The organism is Roseovarius salis (genome assembly GCF_044472985.1).
GTDB lineage: Bacteria > Pseudomonadota > Alphaproteobacteria > Rhodobacterales > Rhodobacteraceae > Roseovarius > Roseovarius salis.
The window spans coordinates 39,561-62,927 of the sequence record NZ_JBISDG010000024.1 but is presented as its reverse complement, the minus strand read 5'-3'; the positions used below and the strand labels follow the sequence as shown (position 1 = coordinate 62,927).

The 23,367-nt window shown below is 66.8% G+C and carries 20 protein-coding genes and 1 tRNA gene; 10 read left to right on the top strand and 11 right to left on the bottom strand.

Features of this window, described 5'->3' with window-relative positions; translation table 11 throughout:
- Positions 1–215: 215 nt before the first annotated feature.
- The 6 genes from ACH13J_RS11610 to ACH13J_RS11585 form a co-directional block, all read right to left on the bottom strand.
- Positions 216–1,499, bottom strand: a complete 1,284-nt coding sequence (locus tag ACH13J_RS11610; protein WP_397543499.1) for a tyrosine-type recombinase/integrase — start codon at positions 1,497–1,499, stop codon at positions 216–218.
- Positions 1,500–1,660: 161 nt separating this feature from the next.
- Positions 1,661–1,735, bottom strand: a tRNA-Glu gene (locus tag ACH13J_RS11605).
- A gap of 90 nt (positions 1,736–1,825) precedes the next feature.
- Positions 1,826–3,571: a single-stranded-DNA-specific exonuclease RecJ gene (recJ, locus tag ACH13J_RS11600; RefSeq protein ID WP_397543498.1), complete on the bottom strand. Its 1,746-nt coding sequence runs from the start codon at positions 3,569–3,571 to the stop codon at positions 1,826–1,828.
- The gene (gene glpX / locus ACH13J_RS11595; RefSeq protein WP_397543497.1) at positions 3,568–4,533 is read right to left on the bottom strand and encodes a class II fructose-bisphosphatase; all 966 of its coding nucleotides are present in this window, start codon (positions 4,531–4,533) and stop codon (positions 3,568–3,570) included. Before glpX ends, recJ begins: the two co-directional genes overlap by 4 nt.
- 94 nt (positions 4,534–4,627) lie before the next feature.
- A complete protein-coding gene (locus ACH13J_RS11590) occupies positions 4,628–5,914 on the bottom strand; it encodes a homoserine dehydrogenase (protein ID WP_397543496.1) in 1,287 nt (428 codons plus the stop codon).
- A 104-nt stretch (positions 5,915–6,018) separates the two neighbouring features.
- Positions 6,019–6,360 carry a hypothetical protein gene (locus ACH13J_RS11585; RefSeq protein WP_397543495.1) on the bottom strand — a complete coding sequence of 114 codons (342 nt, stop codon included), beginning with the start codon at positions 6,358–6,360 and terminating at the stop codon, positions 6,019–6,021.
- 104 nt (positions 6,361–6,464) lie between these two features.
- On the opposite strand from ACH13J_RS11585, the gene ACH13J_RS11580 reads away from it, so the two are divergent.
- On the top strand, positions 6,465–7,052 hold the full coding sequence (locus tag ACH13J_RS11580; protein ID WP_397543494.1) for a TetR family transcriptional regulator: 588 nt from the start codon (positions 6,465–6,467) through the stop codon (positions 7,050–7,052).
- 130 nt (positions 7,053–7,182) lie between these two features.
- On the opposite strand, the gene ACH13J_RS11575 is transcribed toward ACH13J_RS11580, so the two are convergent.
- A complete protein-coding gene (locus ACH13J_RS11575) occupies positions 7,183–7,638 on the bottom strand; it encodes a hypothetical protein (protein ID WP_397543493.1) in 456 nt (151 codons plus the stop codon).
- Positions 7,639–7,914: 276 nt separating this feature from the next.
- Here ACH13J_RS11575 and ACH13J_RS11570 point away from each other — a divergent pair, with 276 nt between their 5' ends.
- Entirely contained in the window at positions 7,915–8,385 is a 471-nt protein-coding gene (locus ACH13J_RS11570) for a hypothetical protein (RefSeq protein WP_397543492.1), read from the top strand.
- Positions 8,386–8,395: 10 nt separating this feature from the next.
- On the opposite strand, the gene ACH13J_RS11565 is transcribed toward ACH13J_RS11570, so the two are convergent.
- Genes ACH13J_RS11565 through ACH13J_RS11555 form a run of 3 tightly spaced genes read right to left on the bottom strand, consistent with a single transcriptional unit; the run spans position 8,396 to position 11,305 of the window.
- Entirely contained in the window at positions 8,396–8,968 is a 573-nt protein-coding gene (locus ACH13J_RS11565; RefSeq protein WP_397543491.1) for a TadE/TadG family type IV pilus assembly protein, read from the bottom strand.
- Between the two features lies 1 nt (position 8,969).
- Positions 8,970–9,506 carry a TadE/TadG family type IV pilus assembly protein gene (locus tag ACH13J_RS11560; protein WP_397543490.1) on the bottom strand — a complete coding sequence of 179 codons (537 nt, stop codon included), beginning with the start codon at positions 9,504–9,506 and terminating at the stop codon, positions 8,970–8,972.
- Positions 9,503–11,305, bottom strand: coding sequence for a pilus assembly protein TadG-related protein (locus ACH13J_RS11555; RefSeq protein WP_397543489.1), 1,803 nt, complete (start codon positions 11,303–11,305; stop codon positions 9,503–9,505). The genes ACH13J_RS11560 and ACH13J_RS11555 overlap by 4 nt, the downstream gene beginning before the upstream one ends.
- A gap of 293 nt (positions 11,306–11,598) precedes the next feature.
- On the opposite strand from ACH13J_RS11555, the gene ACH13J_RS11550 reads away from it, so the two are divergent.
- A complete protein-coding gene (locus tag ACH13J_RS11550) occupies positions 11,599–13,032 on the top strand; it encodes a Glu/Leu/Phe/Val dehydrogenase dimerization domain-containing protein (protein ID WP_397543488.1) in 1,434 nt (477 codons plus the stop codon).
- Here ACH13J_RS11550 and ACH13J_RS11545 read toward each other — a convergent pair.
- The gene (locus ACH13J_RS11545; protein WP_397543487.1) at positions 12,992–13,513 is read right to left on the bottom strand and encodes a hypothetical protein; all 522 of its coding nucleotides are present in this window, start codon (positions 13,511–13,513) and stop codon (positions 12,992–12,994) included. The genes ACH13J_RS11550 and ACH13J_RS11545 overlap by 41 nt on opposite strands.
- A gap of 177 nt (positions 13,514–13,690) precedes the next feature.
- On the opposite strand from ACH13J_RS11545, the gene ACH13J_RS11540 reads away from it, so the two are divergent.
- The 7 genes from ACH13J_RS11540 (at position 13,691) to rpoD (ending at position 23,216) form a co-directional block, all read left to right on the top strand.
- Complete coding sequence (locus ACH13J_RS11540; RefSeq protein WP_397543486.1) at positions 13,691–14,944, top strand: sarcosine oxidase subunit beta family protein; 1,254 nt, start codon at positions 13,691–13,693, stop codon at positions 14,942–14,944.
- A 75-nt stretch (positions 14,945–15,019) separates the two neighbouring features.
- Positions 15,020–15,292, top strand: a complete 273-nt coding sequence (locus ACH13J_RS11535; protein WP_397543485.1) for a sarcosine oxidase subunit delta — start codon at positions 15,020–15,022, stop codon at positions 15,290–15,292.
- Positions 15,289–18,219, top strand: coding sequence for a sarcosine oxidase subunit alpha family protein (locus ACH13J_RS11530; protein WP_397543484.1), 2,931 nt, complete (start codon positions 15,289–15,291; stop codon positions 18,217–18,219). The genes ACH13J_RS11535 and ACH13J_RS11530 overlap by 4 nt, the downstream gene beginning before the upstream one ends.
- Positions 18,212–18,763, top strand: coding sequence for a sarcosine oxidase subunit gamma (locus ACH13J_RS11525; protein ID WP_397543483.1), 552 nt, complete (start codon positions 18,212–18,214; stop codon positions 18,761–18,763). Before ACH13J_RS11530 ends, ACH13J_RS11525 begins: the two co-directional genes overlap by 8 nt.
- 30 nt (positions 18,764–18,793) lie before the next feature.
- Complete coding sequence (locus ACH13J_RS11520; protein ID WP_397543482.1) at positions 18,794–19,102, top strand: hypothetical protein; 309 nt, start codon at positions 18,794–18,796, stop codon at positions 19,100–19,102.
- A gap of 41 nt (positions 19,103–19,143) precedes the next feature.
- A complete protein-coding gene (gene dnaG / locus ACH13J_RS11515) occupies positions 19,144–21,096 on the top strand; it encodes a DNA primase (protein WP_397543481.1) in 1,953 nt (650 codons plus the stop codon).
- 110 nt (positions 21,097–21,206) lie between these two features.
- Positions 21,207–23,216 (top strand): RNA polymerase sigma factor RpoD, encoded by a 2,010-nt coding sequence (rpoD, locus tag ACH13J_RS11510; RefSeq protein WP_397543480.1) that lies wholly within the window; start codon positions 21,207–21,209, stop codon positions 23,214–23,216.
- Positions 23,217–23,367: the final 151 nt, after the last annotated feature.

Genomic DNA, 23,367 nt, shown 5'->3' with positions numbered 1-23,367 from the left:
GCATCGGTCAGGGTTCGTCTGCTCAAGATCGCCTCCGTTTTCGATCTTGAATCAAACCTCATCCGATTTGGGAATCCCCTAAATGAAGACGCAACCTAGGGCGCATCATGCCGCGCGATGGCCGGGGAGGCTCCCCCGCACCCGCGGGGATAGACCCACGATCGGGCAGCAGCTCTATCGTCATTTCAAGGCTCCCCCGCACCCGCGGGGATACCTCAGAGCGCAACCCGCTGAATCTGTGCTTGTCGGAACCGCAAATCGCCACCCGAACCATATCGCTCGCGCTCGAGTGCGTGCCCAAGGAAATCCCGGCGCAGGCGCTCGTCGATGCCCGCCTCCAGCATCCTGTCCTCGAAGGAATGCCGCAGGCAGTAAAGCGTGTGCTGCGGCGTCTCCATCAGCCCGTTCTCGCGCAGGTATTTGTTCACCGTCTGACTCAGCCCCGGCTTGTCATAATAGCACGGAAAGCCGCCAGGAAAGGCGCGCATTGCCTCCAGCGAGATACCGGCGAGGGGAATGACGCGGCGTGCATTGCGCGTCTTGAGTGCGCGGCGTTCCTCTCCCTCGGTTTGCGGGCGCACCTCGATATGGGGCACCGAATGGTCGAGGTGAATGTCTTCCGCCTGCAACCCCGCCGCTTCCGAGGGACGCAGCCCGGTATTGACCATGAGCAGCACGATACCCCGCGCCTGGTCGTTCAGCCCGCGCAGATTGTCACCTTCCACCAGCACCCGCTTGATCCACTCGGTGCTGAAAGGCTGGCGCACCGCGTCGCCCTGCGCCTTGAAGCCCCAGCCGCTCAAGGGAAGGTCGAGCCCCATCATGCGCATCTTGTTCACCCGGCGCAGGACCGTTCCGAAGAACATGATTTGCTTGTTGGCAGTCTCCGCCTTGATCTCGTCGCGCTCGATTCGGCCCGAATACCATTCCCGTAGTTCCATCATGTGATCTGCCGAAAGCCGTTCGATCTCGATGTCGCCAATCACTTCGACGAATGACTTGATGGCCCGCTTGAAGTTGTTGGCCCAGACCCGGCGCTGGTTGGGGCTCCTGGTCGCCGCCTCGTCCTTGGTCAGCTCCCAGAAGATTTCCAGGCACTCGGTAATGGTGGTCCCGGGCTCCTTGACGGCCCCGAGAAAGGCGCGGCCCTTGCGGTCGTCGATCTTGCCATCGGGGCGCATCGCGGCCTCGACCCGGTCGACGATCTCGGCAAGGGGCAGCTCGGCAACCTTCTTGGCGGGCAGGAACTCGTAGCCCCGGGCCTGGGCCAGATCGCGGGCCGCCGCATATCGTTCCCGCGCGAGATCGGTGTCGCCACGCAGCAGGGCTTCCCATTGCGCGACAAGGTTGTTCCACACCTCCTCTTCCTTGCGGCGGGCCTCGGTGAGACTGTCGGTCTTGAGGGAAAGGTAGACGATCGTCCGGTCCTCGACCGAAGCATAGCGTTTCGGCACCCGGCGACGAAGATAGTAGGTGGACCCGCGGAGATGAATAGGCATGCCGTGACGATGCCCGTAGCCGGCTGACCGCGCAAGTGCCTGTGCATCAGAATGTGCATCGGAATGTGAATCAGAATGCGGTCAGTTGATACTGATGTCGGGTCATGCCGAGTGTAAAACCCTTTTTGGCAAGGACCTAACTAACACTCTCAATGGGGAAGTGGCAGCCCGTAGGGGAATCGAACCCCTCTTTCCAGGTTGAAAACCTGGCGTCCTAACCGATAGACGAACGGGCCACGCTGCAATGTGGGCTGGTTCCTATTCAAAAGCCGTGTCCGGTGCAAGAGGCAAATTGCAAAATTTCGGGCCGGTCCGGCGCCGCTTTTTCACCCCGCCGGCGCGGCGTCCTCCAGCCGCAGCTGCACGGTCTGGCGCCCGCCCCAGCTGTTGATGTCGATCCGGCCGGCGAGGTGGAACCGCGCGCCTCCATGGTTCTCGAGCGCCGGGCCGAGCGGGCCGTCGAAGGCGCCGAAGGCGATGGCCTCGAGCGCCGGCCCGGCGCCGTCGCCGAACCGCAGCTTGAGGTGGTTGGCCCCGACGCGCTTGACGAACCGCAGCTGCATGTCGGCAAAGGCATAGCGCGGGCCGGGGGCGCCGGCGCCGTAGGGGCCGGCCTTCTCGATCTCTTCCACCAGCTCCGGGGTTGCGGCGCCGGGCATGAGCAACCCGTCGAGGCGGAGGTCGCGCGGTCCGGCCGTGCCCGCGCCCTGCCGTCCCAGAAGCTCCGACAGGCGCTCCATCGCGGGTTCGAGATCGTTCCGCGCAACGGTCAGGCCGGCCGCCATGCGGTGGCCGCCGCCCTTGAGCAGCAGCCCCTCGGCCGCCAGCCGCTGAACGGCGTGTCCGAGATCTATTCCGCTCACCGAGCGGCCCGAGCCTTTGCCCTCGTCCCCGTCGAGGCCGATCACGACCGCGGGGCGATTGGTTGCTTCCTTCAGCCGGCTGGCGACGATCCCCACGACGCCGGGGTGCCAGCCCTCGCCGGCGGCCCAGACCAGCGGGGCGTCAAGCCCGCGGGCCTCGGCCTGTTCCATGGCGGCATCGCGGACCGCGGTCTCGATCTCGCGCCGCTCGGTGTTGAACTGTTCCAGCCGGTCTGCCATGGCCGCCGCCTCTTGCGCATCGTCGCAGGCCAGGAGCCGGGCGCCCAGATCGGCCCGGCCCACCCGTCCGCCGGCGTTCACGCGCGGGCCAAGCACGTATCCGAGGTGGTAGGAGTTGGGCGCGGTGCCGAGCCGCGCCGCGTCGGCCAGCGCCACCAGCCCGGGGCGGGTGCGGCCGGCCATCACGTGTAGGCCCGCCCGCACGAAGGCGCGGTTCACGCCGGTGAGGGGCGCCACGTCCGCCACCGTTGCCAGCGCGACGAGGTCAAGCATCGGCATCAGGTCGGGCCCCTGCCGGCCCGCCGCGCGCAGTTGACGGCCGGCCTCCACCAGCATGAGGAACACAACCGCCGCGGCGCACAGATGGGCCAGATCGCCCGTCTCGTCCTGCCGGTTGGGATTCACCACGGCCACGGCATCGGGCAGGGTTTCGCCGCCGAGGTGATGGTCGAGCACCACGACATCGGCGCCCTTGGCCGCCGCGATCGCGTCATGGCTGAGGGTTCCGCAGTCCACGCAGAGGACGAGATCGTGCCCGCGGGCGAGCTCGGCCATCGCGGGCGGGTTCGGCCCGTACCCCTCGTCGATGCGGTCCGGCACGTAGAGGGTGGCCGTTTGCCCCATCTGCCGGAGCCAGTCGATCAGCAGGGCGGCCGATGCGCCGCCGTCCACGTCGTAGTCGGCGAAGACCGCGATCCGACCGCCGCGCGCCACCTCTTCGAGGAACCGCGCCGCGGCCTTCTCCATGTCGCGCAGGCTGCGCGGGTCGGGCAGCAGGTCGCGCAGCTTGGGGTCGAGATAGCCCGACGCCAGCTCGGCAGGCACGCCCAGCCTGGCGAGGGTCTGGCAGACCGGGCGGGGCAGGGCGGTGGCCTGCGCCACGGCCTCGGCCAGCCGGTCGGCATCCGGTCCGGGGCCGATCCAGCGGCGCCCCGTAAGCGAGCTTTCGACGCCGAGATAGGCGGTCACGCGACCGGGTGGCGGCAGGTCATCCGGCGGCGCTCGCCGGTCTTGGACCGCAGCAACAGGGTTTCGGTCTCGATGAAATCGGCGCGCGGCCTGAGCCCCGACAGGATCGAGCCGCTGGTCACGCCAGTGGCCGCGAGGATGACATCGCCGCGCACCATGTCGTCGCGGGCGTAGATCCGGTCGAGATCGGTGATCCCGGCGTTGTCGGCGCGTGTCCTTTCGTCATCGTTGCGAAAGAGCAGGCGGCCCCAGATCTGGCCGCCTAGGGCCTTGAGCGCGCCGGCGGCCAGCACGCCCTCGGGCGCGCCGCCCGCCCCCATGTACATGTCGATGCCCGTGACCTCGGGGTCGGTGCAGTGCATGACGCCCGCGATGTCACCGTCGCCGATGAGGTATATGGCCGCGCCGGTTGCGCGCAGCTCGGTGATCATGTCCTGGTGGCGCGGTCGCTCCAGCACGCAGACCGTGATCTCGGACGGCGCGCAGCCGCGGGCGCGCGCCAGCGCCTCGACCCGTTCGCCGGGCCCCATATCGAGCGAGACGACGTCGGCGGGGTATCCCGGCCCTATCGCCAGCTTGTCCATGTAGACATCCGGCGCGTGCAGCATCGTGCCGCGCGGCGCCATCGAGATGACGGTGAGCGCGTTCGGCATCGCCTTGGCGGTGATCGTCGTGCCCTCCAGCGGATCGAGCGCGATGTCAACCGCCGGGCCGGTGCCGGTGCCTACCTCTTCGCCGATGTACAGCATCGGCGCCTCGTCGCGCTCTCCCTCTCCGATGACGACGGTGCCGGCGATGTCAAGTTTTCCGAGCTCGGCGCGCATCGCGTTGACGGCGGCCTGGTCGGCGGCCTTTTCGTCGCCGCGCCCGACAAGCGGACGACACGCCAAGGCGGCCTGTTCGGCGACCCGGGCCAGCCCGAGCGACAGAAGGGCATCATCGAAATCGGCGGGATCTGACATGAAAGCTCCTTGGGGATACTGGAAATCGGTCGAACGGAATCCGGTCGACAGGATTAGCGCCGGCGCCGGGCCGGCACAAGGCCTGCCGCCGGTTTCAGACGGATTCGATCCGCAGCGCGACCGGCGTGCCGGACACCACGTCGAGCCCGGCCATGTCACCGAGCGCCAGTTCCAGCGCATCGCGCGTGGTCCTGTGGGTGACGATCAGCACCGGGGCCGTGGCATCGTCGTGCCGGTACTGGCGCATCCGGTCGATCGAGATGCCGGCATTGCCGAGCACGGAGGCAAGCTTGGCCAGCGCGCCGGGTTTGTCCTCCAGTGCCATGCGCAGGTAATAGGGCGCGGGCGTGGCGGTCTTGGCAGGCGTGGCGTGCAGCAGCGAGTGCGCGGGCACGCCGAAGGTCGAAAAACGGCAGCCGCGCGCGATGTCGATCACGTCGGCCATCACGGCGCTGGCGGTCGGTCCCTCACCCGCCCCGGGGCCGCGCAGGACGATCTGTTCCACCTGGTCGCCTTCCAGAACGACCATGTTGGTCCCGCCCTCCAGCTGGCCAAGGGGGCTGTCGGCGGGCACGAGGCAGGGCGACATGCGCTGTTCCAGCCCGCGGCCCGTCATCTGCGCCACGCCCAGCAGCTTGATGCGGTAGCCCATGTCGGCGGCATGGCGGATGTCGGCGGTCGTGATCCGCTCGATGCCTTCGAGCTCGACGGCGTCGAAATTCACGCGGCAGCCGAAGGCGGCGGCGGCCAGAAGCGACAGCTTGTGCCCCGCGTCGATCCCGCCCACGTCGAGCGTCGGGTCCGCCTCGAGATATCCCAGCTGGTTGGCCTCCTCGAACACGTCGTCATAGGGCAGGCCGGCGGACTGCATCCGCGTGAGGATGTAGTTGCACGTCCCGTTCATCACGCCCATCACGCGGGTAGTGTCGTTGCCTGCCAGCGCCTCGGTCAGCGCCTTGACCACCGGAATGCCACCTGCGACGGCCGCCTCGAACCTGAGCGCGGCACCGGCCGTTTCGGCCGCTTCCGCCAATGCCTGCCCGTGATGGGCCAGCATTGCCTTGTTGGCGGTCACCACGTCCTTGCCGTTCTCGATAGCGGCCTCGGTGGCGGCCTTGGCGGGGCCGTCACTGCCGCCCATCAGTTCGACCAGAACGTCGACGTCGTCGCGGCGGGCCAGCGCGACGGGGTCGTCCTCCCAGTCATAGGCGTTGATGTTGACGCCACGGTCCTTGTCGCGCGTCCGCGCCGAGACGGCAGAGACGGTCACCGGCCGACCGGCCCGTGCCGCAATCAGGCTGGCCTTCTGCCGGACGATCTTGACGACGCCGGTTCCGACAGTGCCAAGCCCGGCTATGCCGAGGCGCAGAGGGGTGGTCATGGGGCTCTCCGATCACTCTGACAGTCGCGTTGCCCGCTCGTGTAAAGGCTGGGGCGCTGGCTTGCAACGCGGGTTTTGGCAAGGGATGACGGGGCTGGCGCGGCTCAGTCGCCGTTTTCGCCGATATCGACCGACTTGCCGAGGCGCTTCTTGTCGTCCTTGTCGAGCACCGCACCGCCACGCAGGCGCGCGGCGCGGGCCCGGAGCCGGGCCGCGCGGTCGTTCATTCCGGCTGCCGGGGCCGGCTCGCCGGCTGCGGCGACGCGTGTGCGCGTGTCACCGGCGGGTGGGCGTGACGCCGCCGCGCGCAGCGTCTCGACCGGCATGAGCGCCGGATAGCTCGCAGCCGGCGCATCGCTTTGCTCGGCTGTGTCGACCTCGGGGAACGGTCCGCAGCCTGCAAGGGCTGCGGCGAGCAAAGACGGGATGATGCGGCACAGGGCCATTCGCGGGACCTTCCAGGGCGGGACTGTTCCCCTCTTGCCACTTTCACCGGGCCGGGGGCAAGCCGGGCATTGATATGAACGACTGTTCAGTTAATGCTTGCCGGATGGCGAGAACGCAGGGATCCCATTCCGGAATAACCGGCCCCAAGATGCGCGAGGCGGCGCTGCGGCTCTTTGCCAAGCACGGCTATGCCGCTGTTTCCATGCGCCAGATCGCGGCGGAGGTCGGGGTGCAGGCAGGCGCGCTTTACAACTATACACAGGACAAGCAGACGCTGCTTTTCGATTTGATGAAAACCCATCTCGACGAACTGCTCGCGGCGCACGACGCGCTACCCCGGCGGTCGCGCCCGCTCCCGGCACTGAAGGACTTCACCCATTTCCATATCCGGTTTCACGCCGAGCGACCCGACGAGGTGTTCATCGCCTATATGGAGTTGCGCAACCTCAGCCCCGAGAACTTCGCGGTGATCGAGGGGCTCAGGCGCGCCTACGAACAGCGGCTGGAGGACATCCTGCGCAGCGGGGTGGCGCGCGGGAGCTTCGACGTGGCCGATACCCGCGTCGCGGCGATGGCGATCATCGCCATGCTGACCGGGGTGAACACATGGTTCCGCGAGGGCGGGCGCCTGTCTCTGGAGGAGGTGCAGGCGCTTTACTGGGACATGGTGCGCAAGGCGGTCCGCGCCTGAGCGGCCGCGGTGCGTCCTGCGGGGCCTCCTGTCCAAGCAAGCCGATGCGTGCAGCCATGCGGACCAAGGTCATGCCGCACGCCTCTCGGCGGCGGCACGGCAAGGGTGCAAGGTGGGGCCGGTAAGCGCGTCAGCGACGCGCCATGTCCGCGCTGAAAACCATGACACAGCGGACGGTGCCGCCGAAGTTGCGGATGATGCCCGTCATCTTCACGAACTCTGTCGAGGGATCAATCGTGTTGGGGCGTTGATTGCGCTGCCTGATAATGCCCCTGAAATTGTTGCTGAACGCGCTCAGCGCCGTACCCCTGTATTTTTCCGGCGCGGCGGTCAGCTCCCCCTCGAGGGTCATGTTGACCGCGAAGGTCTCGAAAAACACCGAAAGCCTGGCCTGACCGTCGTTGTCGCCCACATTGGCGGGGCGGTAGCGGTAACTGGCGAAACTGACGTCGGTATACCCGACATCCGTGCATTCGGTGGTTTTGGCGTTCAAATATCCCACCCCCCGATATTCAACGGTCTGCGCTTGTGCAGCGGCGGCAAAAAGCAGGCTGAAAGCGGTCAGGCAAAGACCCTTGATTTTCATTTTATAATCTCCTTGCAAATGTGGTTACGCATGCGAACAAAAATTGCGCACTCGACCAGTTTGCCGTTATTTGGCAAAATTTTCAAAATCTTTCTCGCTATTGGTGTGGTTCGGGTTCGTGACACGCAGGCGTCGGGCCGTTGTGAACGGGTCCATGCGCTGGCGCCTCTGGTCCTTCGCCCCGGGCCGGTATAGACAGGGCCGCGCTGCCGGCGCGGACAGGGGCCGGGGGTGTTCGGCCGCTTGCAGGGAACGAGTTGCGAAGGGAGGACAGGCATGGATGACGAGGTGCTGGCCATCGTGCGGGCCTCGGCCATGCGCCGGGGGCTCGGGGTGGCGATGCTGGCCCTTTTGGGCGTGATCCTGATCTATCTTGCGATGATGCGCCCGCCCGCCGCGCCGGTCTGGCAAGCGTTCCTCGTGCTGGTCGGGGCGCTTTCGCTCTGGGGGGCGGACCTCATGCGGCGGGCCACGGCGCAGGCCGTGGAACTCACGCGTGCGGGGCTGCGCAGCACCGACGGCGAAGTGATCGCGCCGCTGGAACAGATCGAGTCGGTCGATCGCGGGGTCTTTGCCTTCAAGCCGTCGAACGGGTTCATCCTGCGGCTGAAATCGGCGGCTCCGGGGCGCTGGCGGCCGGGTCTGTGGTGGCGGATCGGGCGGCGCGTGGGGATCGGCGGGGTGACGCCGGGCGCCCAGGGCAAGGCGATGGCCGACACGCTGACAGCCCTGCTGATGGAGCGTTGACGGTCGCGGATCAGCCCGACGTGCAGACGTCGAAGCAAAGCTGCGGCGCGAAGCGGAGGCTCGTGAAAACGCGCGTGCTGATGTTTATTCCGTCGCTGAGGCCGACATCGAAACTGGGGTCGTAGCTCGACCGGCTTTCGACGAGGATCACCTCCTCGCCATTGGACATTGCCGGCAGTTGGTCGTGTGCGGTGGCAACGTCCGCGTCCTGCAGCGCCGCCATGCCGCCGGTGCCGCGCACCTCGGACCAAGCGACCTCGTACTGGTCGTCGGCGGCGAGGTAACGGATCACCGAGACCCGCAGCTGGTTCACGCCGTCGTCGTTGGCGACGTCGTCGAACAGGATCTTGGCGTTGTCGATGTAGATGTCGGTCACGACGCTCTGCTCGCGCGACAGCATGTCGGCGATGGTATAGGTCGCTTTCTCGCGGACGCTCTTGTAGCGGTGAACCTCGAAGAATTCGTAGGTGGCGGCGAGCGTCCAGAAGAGCAGCGGCAGCGCGATGACGGATTCCACCAGGAAAGAGCCGCGCGTGTCCTCGCGGAACGAGGCGATCAGGTGCTTGAACCGGAGCCACAGCATGTCAGACCGGCTCCTGCACGAAGGCGGTCATCGACACGACCGCGGCCTGTCCGTTCAGATCGGTTTTCAGGGCGCTGCCAAGCGCCGCGCTGGGAAACAGCGGGTTGTATTTCAGGCAGGCGCGCAGCAGCATCAGCTGGTTCTGCTGGCCGGGGGTGAATTCCCGAACGGGCTTGGTGGGTTCGGCGGCGTCGGTGCAGTCGGCCGTGGTGTCCAGCGACGAGAAGTTGCGGATGTCTGCCGGGCGCATCTCGAGCTGAAGGTTCTGGGTGCAATCGCGTATCATCATGGCGTTGTCGCAAATGATCTGCTTGATCTCGTCATGCTGGGGGGCCGTGCCGGTGCCGAGCCGCACGTCGCGCACGGCCATGTCCAGACCCCGCTCCAGCAAGGTGTGCCGCAGTGTGATGAACCCAAGCTCGATCGACATGACAAGCAGTGTCAGGTAGAGCGGGACCGTCAGCACGAACTCGACCGTCGAGCTGCCGCTTTCGTCCCGCAGGAAATCCCTGAAGGCAAACAGCGCGGCCCGTGTCATTGCGTCAACCTCAGGTTCTGGACGTTCGACGCGATGGAGCTGAACGCCGCGCCGATGTCGGTTGTCGATGCGGGGTAATAGTGATTGGGCGACGACGCGCAGTCGGTCAGCACCCTTTCAGCACGGCCGCCCGAGGGGACCTCGAACCCGATCGAATAGACCACGACGCCATTCGTTTTCGTCGCGGTGCACACGTTCTTCATGTGCATGTCCTTCTCGGTCCCGGTTTCGTATTCGGAACCCACAAAATCGTTCCACGGGCCCCAGTCACCGGTGACGTCGCCGTAGTAATCGGGCGTGATCAGACCCCAGGCCATCTCCCACGACAGTTGCTCGGTCGAGATGTAGCCGGGCAGCGTCTCGTCCAGCGAGTTGAACTCGGTGTCCGTGATCCACTGGGCGTCCTCGATGCTGTAGTACCAGCCGCCGCCCGAGTAGCGCAGGTAATAGACCGACTCCTCGGGGCCGTAGGCCTCGTAGACGCATTCCCATTTCTTGTTGGAGCACTTCGATTCGTCGTAGCTCCGGCGTTGCTGCTTGTAGATGTGGTAGGCGTACTTGAACAGCCGGTCCTGGTATTTGACAAGAAACAGGTCGGAGTGCTTGCCGCGGTATTTGGGGTTGCTCTGGTCGAAGAAATACGATGTCGTGTTTGCCCCGTCGCCCATCATCACGACGACCTTCAGCGTTTCGGGCTCGTCGTAATCGGCGGGCACGTTCGTCAGCGATGAATCGATCTCTCCGCTGGTGATGAGGTTGCCCGAAACCTTGCGGAACGTCGGGTCGAGCAGGGCCGACCCCCAGTTTATGCCCTGGTGTCCGCTGGTGTTGCCGTTGGCCTGCAGGGAATCGATCTTGGCGTGCAGGGCGCTCTCGCTGATCGAGTAGGGCAGGATCTCCATGTAGTCGTCGGTGTAGCACGACCGCCAGGCATCGTTGAGGTTGTCGAACGTGCCGTAAACGGAGGTATAGATCATGTGATCGACGGGGATGCCCTCGCTCAGGGATGACGCCCCGGAGGTCAGCGTGGCATGGTTGTAGTCGTTGTCCTTGAACTTCAGGCAGGTCGAGTAGTTGTGGGTGCGGTCGACCGCCAGCGTGTCGAAGACGGTCCATGACGGCGTGGCCGACCAGCTGAAGGGAACGACGGAGATCACCGTGTTGCCGCTTGCCGAGGATCCCAGGATCGTCGACACGAATTCCTTGGCCGCCGATTTGAGATTGGCCAGCTTGGTGCCGTACATCGAGCCGGAAACATCGAGCACAAGAACGATTTCGAGCTTGGGCTGGCGAACCTGCGCCTCGGATTTCCCAGCGGCGCTCAGTGTTTCCACTCCTGACAGCTTCATCAGGTAGGTGTCGATGGACATGCTGGCCTCGGCGTAGACGCGGGTGGAGTTCAGCGATGTCACGATATCGTCGTCGCCGCCCTGTCCGTCGGTATCGATGGCATGCAGGTAGCTGGCCATGCCCTGCTTGCCGAAATAGTCCTCGACGATGCCCTTGATGTCGGTGACGGAGGTGCCCCGCGGTGCGCCGGCGCCGGCGAGAACGGCACTGTCGAGCGTCGCCTGAAGCCTGGTGCGCTCCATCTCGTGGCGCATGGTGTCGATGCCGAGCCCGGCCATCAGCACCATGGCGATGAAACAAAACAGTGTCAGGATGACGGCGGCGCCGTCATCTTCGTCCGCGAAGCGTTGCAGGCGGTGCCGCAGGCCCCGGCGGGGCGTGGCTTGCCGATGCGTGTCGTCATGACCGAAGCCCGACGCCCCGTGCGCGATTTCTTTGTCTCCGTTCATGATCAAACCTCAAACGGGAACGATCGCCCCCAACCGGCTTACCCAAGCTGTCTTATGAGACGCCAACATGGCATAATTTGGGCAAAAGTGGGAATAAATCCGCCTTGTCAGTAACTTGTCGGGAAACGAAGTCGCGCGGCCGGCGGTATTGTTTCACTCTCCCACGCCAATCGGGCGCGGCGGTCATGACGGCACGGCACGGGTGGACAATTCGGGTGCATCCGGTAACCATGCGGGGGCGACCCGCCGGAAACAAGAAGCCGGGCGCCACTGCAACAGGGAGGAGACGTGAAATGGCCAGCCCCAGGAAGGAGCCGACGTTCCGCGAAAGCGTGGATCTGATGTTCAACCGCGCGGTCGCGCTGATGGATCTGCCGCCCGGGCTGGAAGAAAAGATAAGGGTCTGCAACGCAACCTATACCGTGCGTTTCGGCGTGCGCCTGCGTGGCCAGATCCATACCTTTACCGGCTACCGCAGCGTCCATTCCGAGCACATGGAGCCGGTCAAGGGCGGTATCCGGTTCGCCATGGGCGTGAACCAGGACGAGGTGGAGGCGCTTGCGGCGCTGATGACCTACAAGTGCGCGATCGTGGAGGCGCCGTTCGGCGGGTCCAAGGGCGGGTTGCACATCGACCCGCGCGAATGGGACGAACACGAGATGGAGCAGATCACCCGCCGCTTTGCCTACGAGCTGGCCAAGCGGGATCTCATCCATCCCTCGCAGAACGTGCCGGCCCCTGACATGGGCACGAGCGAGCGCGAGATGGCGTGGATCGCCGACCAGTATCGCCGCATGAACACGACGGACATCAACGCGCGCGCCTGCGTCACCGGCAAGCCGGTGAACGCCGGCGGGATCGCGGGACGGACCGAGGCGACGGGCCGTGGCGTGCAGTTTGCGCTGCGCGAGTTCTTCCGTCACCCCGAGGACGTCAAGAAGGCGGGGATGAAGGGCTCGCTCGACGGCAAGCGCGTGATCGTCCAGGGCCTCGGCAACGTCGGTTACCACGCGGCGAAGTTCCTTGCAGAGGAGGATGGCTGCACCATCACCGGCGTGATCGAGCGCGACGGGGGGCTGTTCGACGAAAACGGCCTCGACGTGGACGACCTGCGCAACTGGATCGGCCGTCACGGCGGCGTCGACGGCTACCCCACCGGCCAGTACGTGCGGGACGGGTCGAAATACCTCGAGGAGGATTGCGACATCCTGATCCCCGCGGCGCTCGAGGGGGTGATCAACCTTGAGAATGCCGAGCGTATCAAGGCACCCCTGATCATCGAGGCCGCCAACGGCCCGATCACGGCCGGTGCCGACGAGATCCTGCGCAAGAAGGGAACCGTCATCATCCCCGACATGTACGCCAATGCCGGCGGTGTTACCGTGTCCTATTTCGAATGGGTCAAGAACCTCAGCCATATCCGTTTCGGCCGCATGGGCCGCCGGCAGGAGGAGGCACGCCACGAGCTGATCGTGCGGGAGCTGGAAAAGCTCGACGAGCATCTGGGCGACGCGTGGGGCATGTCGCCCGATTTCAAGCGCAAGTACATGCGCGGCGCCGACGAGCTGGAGCTTGTACGCTCCGGGCTGGACGACACGATGCGGCAGGCCTACCAGCAGATCAGCGAGGTCTGGCACTCGCGCGACGACGTGGATGACCTGCGCACGGCGGCCTACCTCGTGGCGATCAACAAGGTGGCGGCGAGCTACCGGGCGCTCGGGCTGTAGGCAGGTCCGTCTCCTCCAGCCGGTCGAGGAAAATCTTGATCCGGTCGTCGAAACGCCGTGCCCGCGCGTCCCTTTCGCAGACGTGAAGCGTGGCGGCGGCGGCAACGCCGGCAACCGCGGCGAAACGGTCGAACGCGGCACCGGGCAGCCTCGTCTGTCCGCTGGTCATCACCAGCCCGACCTTGGGCGGCAGCGGTGGCTGGGCGCGCAGCCATTCCACCATCGGAACGGCGACGCGCCCCGCCCAGACAGGCGCCCCGAGGATCACGGTATCCCCGGCCCTCCAGCACGTGTCGGGGCCGATGACCGGGGTAGCGTGGCCAAGCAGCGTGCCGACCCCCCAGCGAAGCATGCCCCACATGCCGGCACGCACGCGGGGTGCGCGGATTTGATGCAACTCCGCGCCGGCGTGATCGGCCACGCGCAGACACACGGTGCGCGTGGCCCCGGTCAGGGAATAGCAGATCACACGTGTCGCCATGTCGGACTCCTTGCCTCGGCATGCTGGCCGGTGCCGGGCGGATTGTCATTGCCATGGGTCAAGGCCATGTCGCTGCCGGGCGGGAATCCGGCGGAAAACTTGGGGCGGCGCGGCCCGCACCATTGCCATGGGTGGCGGGAGTTGATTACGTCCTGAAAACCGCTGGGGAGAGAAAGCATGCGCTTTTCGGGTCTGCGCGTCCTGAAGGAGGGTCTGACCGGCAACAAGGGCTGGCAGGCACACTGGGCCGATGCCGCGCCGCGGCCGGAATACGACGTCGTGATCATCGGCGGCGGCGGTCACGGGCTGGCCACTGCCTATTACCTCGCCCGCAACCACGGCATCACGAATGTCGCGGTGCTGGAGAAGGGATGGCTGGGCGGCGGCAATGTCGGACGCAACACCACGATCGTGCGCGCCAACTATTTCCTGCCGGGCAACTCCGAGTTCTACAGCCACTCTCTGAAGCTTTGGGAAGGATTGGAGGAAGAGCTCAACTACAACGTCATGCATTCGCAGCGCGGGCAGATCGGGCTGTTCCACTCGGATGCGCAGCGCGACGCGGCGATCCGGCGGGGCAACGCGATCCGAAACCAGGGCGACGACGCCGAGCTGCTTTCGGTTCCCCAGCTCAAGCGCATCCTGCCCTATCTCGACTACGAGCAGGCGCGCTTTCCCATCTACGGCGGGCTGCTGCAGCGGCGCGCGGGGACGGCGCGGCATGACGCCGTCGCGTGGGGTTATGCCCGCGGGGCCAGCGCGCGCGGCGTGGACATCGTTCAGAACTGCGAGGTGACCGGCATCGACATAGAGCGGGGGCGGGTGCGCGGCGTGCAGACCACCCGCGGCGCGATCCGGGCCGGAAAGGTGGCGATCGTGGTGGCCGGCCGGTCCAGCCAGGTGGCCGCGATGGCGGGGATGCGCCTGCCGATCGAATCGCACGTGCTGCAGGCCTTCGTGACCGAGGGACTCAAGCCCTGCATCGACCACGTTGTGAGCTTCGGCATGGGCCATTTCTACATCAGCCAGTCGGACAAGGGCGGGCTGGTCTTCGGCGGCGACCTCGATTTCTATGCCTCCTACGCCGCGCGGGGCAACCTGCCCATGGTCGAACATGTCATGGAGGCCGGCATGACCCTGATGCCGATGATCGGCAAGGCGCGCGTGCTGCGCAGCTGGGGCGGCATCATGGACATGTCGCCCGACGGCTCGCCGATCATCGACAAGACGGAGACCGAGGGGCTCTACCTCAATTGCGGATGGTGCTACGGCGGGTTCAAGGCGGTGCCGGGCTCTGGCTACTCGATGGCGCATCTGGTGGCCACCGGCCACCATCACGAGCCGGCAGCGCGCTTCCGGCTGGACCGGTTCCGCACCGGTCACGACCTGATGGACGAGGAAGGCACCGGCATGCAGCACAACCTGCACTGACGGCGCATCGGCGGAGGACAGGATCATGAGTATTTCCGGCAAGATGAAGCCCGCGACGGGGCAAGGAGGCCCAAGGTGAGGATCACCTGCCCGGTCTGCGGTGAAAGGGACCGCCGCGAGTTCTACTACATGGGCGACGCCGTGGCGCTGGAGCGCCCGGACGCGGATGCCCCGCCGGAGGTGTGGCACGCCTACATCCACCTGCGCGACAACCCGGCGGGGCAGATGCGGGACCTGTGGTATCACGAGAGCGGTTGCGCGGCCTGGATCGTGGTGACGCGTGACACGCGGACGCATGAGGTGCTCGGAACGGAACTGGCCGCCAAGGCGAAGGAGGGCAGTGCATGAGGATCGCGGGCGAGGGGCTGATCGACCGGACCCGGCGGATCGGCTTTACCTTCGACGGGCGCCGCTACGAAGGTTTCGAGGGTGACACGCTGGCCTCGGCGCTGATGGCCAACGGCGTCCGCGTGTTGGGGCGGTCGTTCAAGTATCACCGGCCGCGCGGCGTGCTGACGGCGGGCAGCGAAGAGCCGAACGCGCTGGTATCCACCGGCCACGGCGCGGGGTTGGAACCCAATGTCCGGGCCACCACGCAGGAGCTCTTCGAGGGGCTGAGCGCGCGCAGCCAGAACCGCTGGCCGTCGCTCGGGCTCGACCTGCTGGCGTTCAACGACCTGGCGGCGCCGTTCCTTGGGGCGGGGTTCTATTACAAGACCTTCATGTGGCCGCGGGCCTTCTGGGAACGGGTGTACGAGCCGCTCATCCGCCGGGCGGCGGGGCTTGGGGCGCTGTCGGGCCAGCCCAATGCCGACCGCTACGAAAAGGCCTGGGCGCATTGCGACCTGCTGGTGATTGGCGCGGGTCCCGCGGGGCTGATGGCCGCGCTTGCCGCCGCGCGGTCCGGCGCGGACGTGATCCTCGCCGACGAGGACACCCGCCCCGGCGGGCGGCTCAATGCCGAGACGATCGAGGTGGACGGCGTGCCCGGCCGGGTCTGGGCGGCGGAGGTGGCGGCCGAACTCGCCGCGATGGACAATGTCCGGCTGATGACGCGCACAACGGTCACCGGTGCCTACGACCATGGCACCTACGGCGCGCTGGAGAGGCTTGCGCCGGCGGCGCTGGCCAAGGAGGGCGCGCCGCGGGAATGTTTCTGGCGGATCGTGGCGAAGCGCGCCGTGCTGGCGGCGGGCGCGCTGGAGCGGCCGATCGCCTTTCGCAACAACGACCGCCCCGGCATCATGACGGCCTCCGCCGTGCGGGCCTATGCCAACCGCTGGTGCGTCAGCCCGGGGCGCAGCGTGGCGGTGTTCGGCAACAATGACGACGCGCACCGCACCGCCGCCGACCTGCTGGAGGCCGGGGTGCATGTCAGCGCGTTGATCGACGCCCGCCATCACGCGAGCTGCGATCTCGACGTGCCGTTCCTGGCCGGTGCGCAGGTTTGCGACACGCAGGGCCGGCACGGGGTGGAAGCGATCACCGTTGCCACGGCCTCGGGCACCGACCGGATCAGGACGGACGGGCTGGCCGTCTCGGGCGGCTGGAACCCGTCGGTGCACCTGACCTGCCACATGAACGGCCGCCCCGTCTGGGACCCCGACATCGCGGCCTTCGTGCCGCGCGATGGCGCGGTGCCCGGGCTGGTGGCCGCGGGCGCGGCGCGCGGCGACTTCTCCACGCGCGCCTGTCTGGAGGGCGGGGCCGAGGCAGCGCGTGCGGCGCTCGGCGAGCTGGGGCGCAAGGCGCGGCAGGTCGACATCCCCGGTGCCGAGGACAGCGCCTACGACATCAGCCCGCTGTGGAGCGTCCCCGGCAAGGGACGGGCGTGGCTGGACTTCCAGAACGACGTGACGGTCAAGGACGTGGCGCTCGCCGCGCGGGAGAACTTCCGCTCCGTGGAGCACATGAAACGCTATACCACGCAGGGCATGGCGCCCGATCAGGGCAAGAACTCCAACGTGGCGGCGCTGGCGGTGCTGGCCGAGGCCAATGGCAGCGGAATTCCCGAAACCGGCACAACCACCTTTCGCCCGCCCTATGTCCCGGTGGCCATCGCCGCGATGGGCGCGGGCGGGCAGGGCAAGGGGTTTGCCCCCGAACGCCTGACCACCTCGCACGCCGCGAGCGTGGAACGCGGCGCGCCGATGATCGAGGCGGGGCTGTGGTACCGACCCAGCTATTTCCCGCGGCGGGGCGAGACGCACTGGCGGCAATCCTGCGACCGCGAGGTGACGATGGTGCGCGAGGCGGTCGGCGTGGCCGATGTGTCGACGCTGGGCAAGATCGACATTCAGGGGCCGGATGCGGCCCGTTTCCTGGATCTCGTCTATGCCAACACCTTCTCGACGCTCAAGATGGGCCGCGCGCGATATGGCCTGATGCTGCGCGAGGATGGCCATGTCATGGATGACGGCACCACGGCGCGGCTGGGGGACCAGCACTACCTGATGACCACGACGACCGCCGCCGCCGGGCAGGTCATGCGGCACCTGGAGTTCGTGAGCCAGTGCCTCGTGCCGGGGTGGGACGTCCGCTTCGTGTCGGTCACCGAGCAGTGGGCGCAGTTCGCCGTGGCCGGGCCCAAGTCGCGCGCCTTGCTGAACGGGCTTCTCGACACGCCAATCGACGGCGAAAGCTGGCCGTTCATGTCCTGCGGGCCGATCAGCATCGGCGGCGTGGCCGGGCGGCTCTTCCGCATTTCGTTCTCGGGCGAACACGCCTACGAGGTGGCGGTGCCCGCACGCTATGGCGATGCGCTCTTCCGGGAACTGGCCGCGCGGGCCGAGACCATGGGGGGCGGGCCCTACGGCATGGAGGCGCTCAACGTGCTGCGGATCGAGAAGGGTTTCATCACCCATGCCGAGATCCACGGCCGCACGACCGCCTTCGACATCGGGATGGGCCGGATGGTGAGCGCCAGCAAGGACTGCATCGGCAAGGCCGCCGCCGCACGCCCCGGCCTGGTGGACGCGGATCGCGAGCAACTGGTGGGGCTCAAGCCCGTGGGCGCGGTGAAGGAACTCGTCGCCGGGGCGCACCTGTTCAACGAGGGGGACGAGGCCCTGCGCGTCAACGACCAGGGTTACATTACCTCGGTCGCTTTCTCGCCGACGTTTGGTCACATGCTGGGGTTGGGCTTTCTCAGGAACGGCCGCGCCCGGCACGGAGAGCGGGTGCGCATGGTTTGCCATCTCAAGGGGTCGTCGACCCTTTGCGAGGTGCAGGACCCGGTGCAGTACGACAAGGAAGGAGAGCGGATCCGTGGTTGAATTGCAGGCCAAGTCGCCGCTTGACGGGATGGCGCCGCTGACGCTCGGGCATACCACCCTGCGCGAGGTCGCGCCGGGGCACCTGACCACGCTGGCGCCGTTCGCGGGGTGTGCCGGGGCTCTGTCGGAGGATCTTGAGCGGGCGCATGGCATGGCCGCCCCCGCGCCGAACCGCGCCACGGGCAGGGAAGGGGCCCGCGCGATATGGTTCGGGCGGGACCTGATCCTTCTGGCGGGGCCGGCGCCGGACCCGTCGCTGGCCCGCAACGCGGCGCTTGCCGACCAGACGGACGCGTGGGCCTGCGTGCGGCTGGAGGGGCGCGATGCCCGGGCCGTGCTGGCAAGGCTCACGCCGATCGACCTGCGGCCGGGCGTTTTCAAACGGGGGCACACCGCGCGGACCGACCTGCAGCACATGCCGGCCTCGCTGACGCAAGTGGGCGACAGCGCCTACCAGATCATGGTATTCCGTGCCTTCGGCGCGACGCTGGTGCACGACCTGCGCACCGCGATGAACGGGGTTGCCGCGCGGGCCGGACCCTGACAGCCTCATGGCGCATCAAGGAGGCGCGTCATGCGACATGCGATCATTATTGCCGGGATGTGCATGGCCCTCGCCGGGCCCGCACCGGCGCAGCAGGCCCGGCAGGAAAGCTGCCGCGCTACGGGCGACATCGTGGCGCTTGCGGTGAGCGCGCGGCGCAACGGCCAGACGGCCGATGCCGTCAAGGCCCGGCTGACAGGCGGGAGGGATGCGGTCGAAAGCCTTTACGTGCCGACTGTCGGGCCGCTGGTCGACTGGGTTTTCGGCGTCGACCGTGCCGCGCTGACCCCGCGGCTGGCCGAGGATTTCAAGGCGCAGTGCCTGCGGTATGAACGGTAATCCCCCTTGGCGGCGGCCGGGCTTTGCCCCATATTTGCCGGATGAGCCTGCCCCCCGGATTCCTTGACGAGTTGCGCACGCGCCTGTCGCTTGCGCAGGTGGTCGGCCGCAAGGTCATGTGGGATACGCGCAAATCCAACCAGGGCAAGGGCGACATGTGGGCGCCGTGCCCTTTTCACCAGGAAAAGACGGCCAGTTTCCACGTCGATGACCGCAAGGGGTTTTACTATTGCTTCGGCTGTCACGCCAAGGGTGATGCCATCAGCTTCGTCCGAGAGACCGAGAACGTGGATTTCATCGAGGCGGTGCGAATCCTCGCCTCGGAGGCCGGGATGCAGATGCCCGAACGCGATCCGCAGGCGCAGCAAGTGGCGGATCGCCGCGGCGAACTGGCCGAGATTATGGAAATGGCCGTGCGCCATTTCCGAATGCAGCTGAAAACCGGCGCGGGCGCCGCGGCGCGCGACTATCTGGCCGGCAGAGGGCTGGAGGAGGCGGCGCTGGAGCGGTTCGAGATCGGATTCGCGCCGGATGCGTGGCAGGGGATGTGGGATCACCTGACCGGAAAGGGCGTGGAGGCGCAGAAGATCCTCGATTGCGGGCTTGCCAAGCCCTCGCAGAAGGGGGGACGGCCCTACGACACCTTCCGGGACCGGATCATCTTCCCCATCCGTGACACGCGGGGCCGCTGCATTGCTTTCGGCGGCCGGGCGATGGCCTCCGACGCAAGCGCCAAGTACCTGAATTCGCCCGAAACCGAGCTTTTCGACAAGTCGCGCACGCTCTACAATCACGCCCCCGCGCGCGAGGCAGCCGGCAAAGGCCAGCCGCTGATCGTGGCCGAGGGCTACATGGACGTGATCGCGCTGAGCGAGGCGGGATTTGGCGCCAGCGTTGCCCCCCTTGGCACGGCGGTCACCGAACATCAGCTGCAACTGCTCTGGCGCATGGCCGACGAACCCGTCATCGCGCTGGATGGCGACCAGGCGGGCCTGCGCGCGGCCTACCGGGTGATCGACCTCGCGCTGCCGCTGCTGGAGGCGGGCAAGTCGCTGCGGTTCGCGCTCATGCCCGAGGGGCAGGATCCCGATGACCTGCTGCGAGGCGAGGGCGCGCCGGCCGTGCAGGCGGTGCTCGATCAGGCCCTGCCGATGGTTCAGCTACTGTGGCGGCGCGAGACGCAGGGGCGGGCGTTCGACAGCCCCGAGCGGCGGGCGGCGCTCGACAAGGCCCTGCGCGAGCAGATCGCGCGCATCCGCGACCCGTCGATCCGCCATCACTACGGGCAGGCCGTCAAGGAACTGCGCTGGCAGCTGTTCAATCCCCGCGCCACCGGGGACGGGCAAGCAGGGCCGCGCAAGACCCGTTGGACCGCGCCGGAACCGGTGCGCGCGGCAACGCGCGCCTCGCTGCTGGCAGCGGCCGGCGACGACGTGCAGACGCAGCTGCGCGAGGCGGTCATCCTCGCCACGCTGATCCTGACGCCGGAGGTGATGGAGGAATTCGAGGACCAGCTCGAGTCCATGCCCTGCACCGCGCCCGAGCATGCGCGGTTGCGCGACCTGCTGTTGCGGCACGGACATGCCGGCGCGGACAGCTTGCGGGCCCGCATCGCCGAAGACATGGGCGCGGACACAGTTGACAACCTCTGCGCACGTCCCCATGTCGCGCTGGCACCCGGAGTGCGGCGTGCCGGCGACATCGAGACCGCGCGCCAGACCGTGGCCGAGGAACTGGCCAAGCTTGGCGCCGAGTTGGGGCTCAGGGCCGAGGTTGCAGAGGCATCGCAGGACATCGCGGGGATGGCAGACGAGACAGTGACCTACCGTCTGAGCGAGGCCGCGCGCACCCGCCAGACGGCGGAGCGCAGTTTTCGCGAGGACCAGACGGAGTTCGAGCTGGGAGAAAACGGAGCGCCCGTCAGCCGGGCCGAGAGAGACGCGTTCGAGGCACTGCTGGCCACGATCGGGTTCCAAAAGGACCGCACGAGGTGACATGCAGGGGCGAATCAGTAACAAAATCAGGGTAAAGGGTGTGCGAATCGCCGTATCACGCTAATGATTCGGGCGAACCCGAATCACCCGTCACCGTTCAGGAGAAGTTCATGGCCGCCAAGGACACCGACGACCAGAAGCCCGAGGAGCAGGAGGCTGAGATCTCGCTCGACATGAGCCAGGCCGCGGTCAAGAAAATGATCGCGGAGGCGCGTGAGAAGGGGTTCATCACCTACGATCAGCTGAACAAGGTGCTGCCGCCGGACCAGGTGTCGAGCGAACAGATCGAGGACGTGATGTCGATGCTCTCGGAGATGGGCATCAACATCATCGAGGACGAAGAAGCCGAGGAGGAAGAACAGAAAACCACGGCCGTGGCCGAGATCGGCAAGAAGGGCGATGTCGCGCTCGGCGGCGGCAAGGAGGAAAAGCTCGACCGCACCGACGACCCTGTGCGCATGTACCTGCGCGAAATGGGGTCGGTCGAGTTGCTCTCCCGCGAGGGCGAGATTGCCATCGCCAAGCGGATCGAGGCCGGCCGGAACACCATGATCGCGGGGCTGTGCGAGAGCCCGCTGACCTTCCAGGCCATCACGATCTGGCGCGACGAACTGCTGGGAGAGGACATCCTGCTGCGCGACGTGATCGACCTTGAGACCACGTTTTCCGGCCAGATGGGCGAGGGGCTGGAGGACGCCGAGCCGCTGGCGGAGGCCGCGAACCTCGCCTCGGCCCCCGGCGCCGCGTCCGAGCAGGGCGAGAAGAAGGAAAAGGAGGCCGAGCCCGAGCTTGACGCCGACGGCAACCCGATCCAGCGCGAGGAGGAGGACGAGGAAGAGGACCAGGCCAACATGAGCCTCGCGGCGATGGAGGCCGCGCTCAAGCCCAAGGTGCTCGAAACGCTCGACCGTATCGCCGACGACTACGAAAAGCTCAGCGAGATGCAGGACAGCCGCATCTCGGCCACGCTGAACGAGGATGGTTCCTTCTCCTCCGAGCAGGAGGCGCGCTACCAGCAGTTGCGTTCGGAAATCGTGGAGCTGGTGAACTCGCTGCACCTGCACAACAACCGCATCGAGGCGTTGATCGACCAGCTCTACGGCATCAACCGCCGGATCATGCAGATCGACAGCGCCATGGTGAAGCTGGCCGATCAGGCCCGCATCAACCGCAAGGAATTCATCGAGGAGTACCGCGGGCGCGAGCTCGACCCCAACTGGCTGGAAGACATGGCTCAGAAGCCGGGCCGCGGCTGGCAGACCTTCATCGAACGCCACCCCGAGAAGGTGGCCGAGCTGCGCGCCGACATGGCGCAGGTGGGCCAGTATGTCGGGCTGGATATCAGCGAGTTCCGCCGCATCGTCGCGCAGGTCCAGAAGGGCGAGAAGGAGGCGCGCGTCGCCAAGAAGGAGATGGTCGAGGCCAACCTGCGGCTGGTGATCTCGATCGCCAAGAAATACACCAATCGCGGGCTGCAGTTCCTCGACCTCATCCAGGAGGGTAACATCGGCCTGATGAAGGCCGTGGACAAGTTCGAGTACCGCCGCGGCTACAAGTTTTCGACCTATGCCACGTGGTGGATCCGGCAGGCGATCACGCGCTCCATCGCCGACCAGGCGCGCACCATCCGCATCCCCGTGCACATGATAGAGACCATCAACAAGCTGGTGCGCACGGGCCGGCAGATGCTGCACGAGATCGGCCGCGAGCCCACGCCCGAGGAGCTGGCGGACAAGCTGCAGATGCCGCTGGACAAGGTGCGCAAGGTGATGAAGATCGCCAAGGAGCCGATCAGCCTCGAGACCCCGATCGGGGACGAGGAGGACAGCCAGCTGGGCGATTTCATCGAGGACAAGAACGTGATCCTGCCGCTGGATTCCGCCATCCAGGACAATCTCAAGGAAACCACCACGCGGGTGCTGTCCTCGCTCACCCCGCGCGAGGAACGGGTGCTGCGCATGCGCTTCGGCATCGGCATGAACACCGACCACACGCTCGAGGAGGTGGGCCAGCAGTTCAGCGTCACCCGCGAGCGCATCCGCCAGATCGAGGCCAAGGCGCTGCGCAAGCTGAAGCATCCCAGCCGGTCGCGGAAGCTGCGGAGTTTCCTGGACCAGTAACGGAAACTGCGGGCGCATCCGGCGCGGCGGATGCGCGGGAAATCCTGTGCGGTCATCGCGTCATTTGGCGGGCCGCGCCAACGCGCGATCTGGGTGGCGGCTTGACACCTTCGGCATCCCGGGCGCACCGTTCTCTAGGGTTGACGAAACG

What these genes read in the sequence shown, in the direction of transcription:
- ACH13J_RS11585 (WP_397543495.1), bottom strand. Translation starts at nt 6,360, where the DNA reads ATGGCCCTGTGCCGCATCATCCCGTCTTTGCTCGCCGCAGCCCTTGCA.
- ACH13J_RS11530 (WP_397543484.1), top strand. Translation starts at nt 15,289, where the DNA reads ATGAGGATCGCGGGCGAGGGGCTGATCGACCGGACCCGGCGGATCGGC.
- ACH13J_RS11590 (WP_397543496.1), bottom strand. Translation starts at nt 5,914, where the DNA reads ATGACCACCCCTCTGCGCCTCGGCATAGCCGGGCTTGGCACTGTCGGA.
- dnaG (WP_397543481.1), top strand. Translation starts at nt 19,144, where the DNA reads ATGAGCCTGCCCCCCGGATTCCTTGACGAGTTGCGCACGCGCCTGTCG.
- ACH13J_RS11610 (WP_397543499.1), bottom strand. Translation starts at nt 1,499, where the DNA reads ATGCCTATTCATCTCCGCGGGTCCACCTACTATCTTCGTCGCCGGGTG.
- ACH13J_RS11570 (WP_397543492.1), top strand. Translation starts at nt 7,915, where the DNA reads ATGGATGACGAGGTGCTGGCCATCGTGCGGGCCTCGGCCATGCGCCGG.
- rpoD (WP_397543480.1), top strand. Translation starts at nt 21,207, where the DNA reads ATGGCCGCCAAGGACACCGACGACCAGAAGCCCGAGGAGCAGGAGGCT.
- ACH13J_RS11565 (WP_397543491.1), bottom strand. Translation starts at nt 8,968, where the DNA reads ATGCTGTGGCTCCGGTTCAAGCACCTGATCGCCTCGTTCCGCGAGGAC.
- glpX (WP_397543497.1), bottom strand. Translation starts at nt 4,533, where the DNA reads ATGTCAGATCCCGCCGATTTCGATGATGCCCTTCTGTCGCTCGGGCTG.
- ACH13J_RS11575 (WP_397543493.1), bottom strand. Translation starts at nt 7,638, where the DNA reads ATGAAAATCAAGGGTCTTTGCCTGACCGCTTTCAGCCTGCTTTTTGCC.
- ACH13J_RS11550 (WP_397543488.1), top strand. Translation starts at nt 11,599, where the DNA reads ATGGCCAGCCCCAGGAAGGAGCCGACGTTCCGCGAAAGCGTGGATCTG.
- ACH13J_RS11545 (WP_397543487.1), bottom strand. Translation starts at nt 13,513, where the DNA reads ATGGCGACACGTGTGATCTGCTATTCCCTGACCGGGGCCACGCGCACC.
- ACH13J_RS11580 (WP_397543494.1), top strand. Translation starts at nt 6,465, where the DNA reads ATGGCGAGAACGCAGGGATCCCATTCCGGAATAACCGGCCCCAAGATG.
- ACH13J_RS11555 (WP_397543489.1), bottom strand. Translation starts at nt 11,305, where the DNA reads ATGAACGGAGACAAAGAAATCGCGCACGGGGCGTCGGGCTTCGGTCAT.
- ACH13J_RS11560 (WP_397543490.1), bottom strand. Translation starts at nt 9,506, where the DNA reads ATGACACGGGCCGCGCTGTTTGCCTTCAGGGATTTCCTGCGGGACGAA.
- ACH13J_RS11520 (WP_397543482.1), top strand. Translation starts at nt 18,794, where the DNA reads ATGCGACATGCGATCATTATTGCCGGGATGTGCATGGCCCTCGCCGGG.
- ACH13J_RS11540 (WP_397543486.1), top strand. Translation starts at nt 13,691, where the DNA reads ATGCGCTTTTCGGGTCTGCGCGTCCTGAAGGAGGGTCTGACCGGCAAC.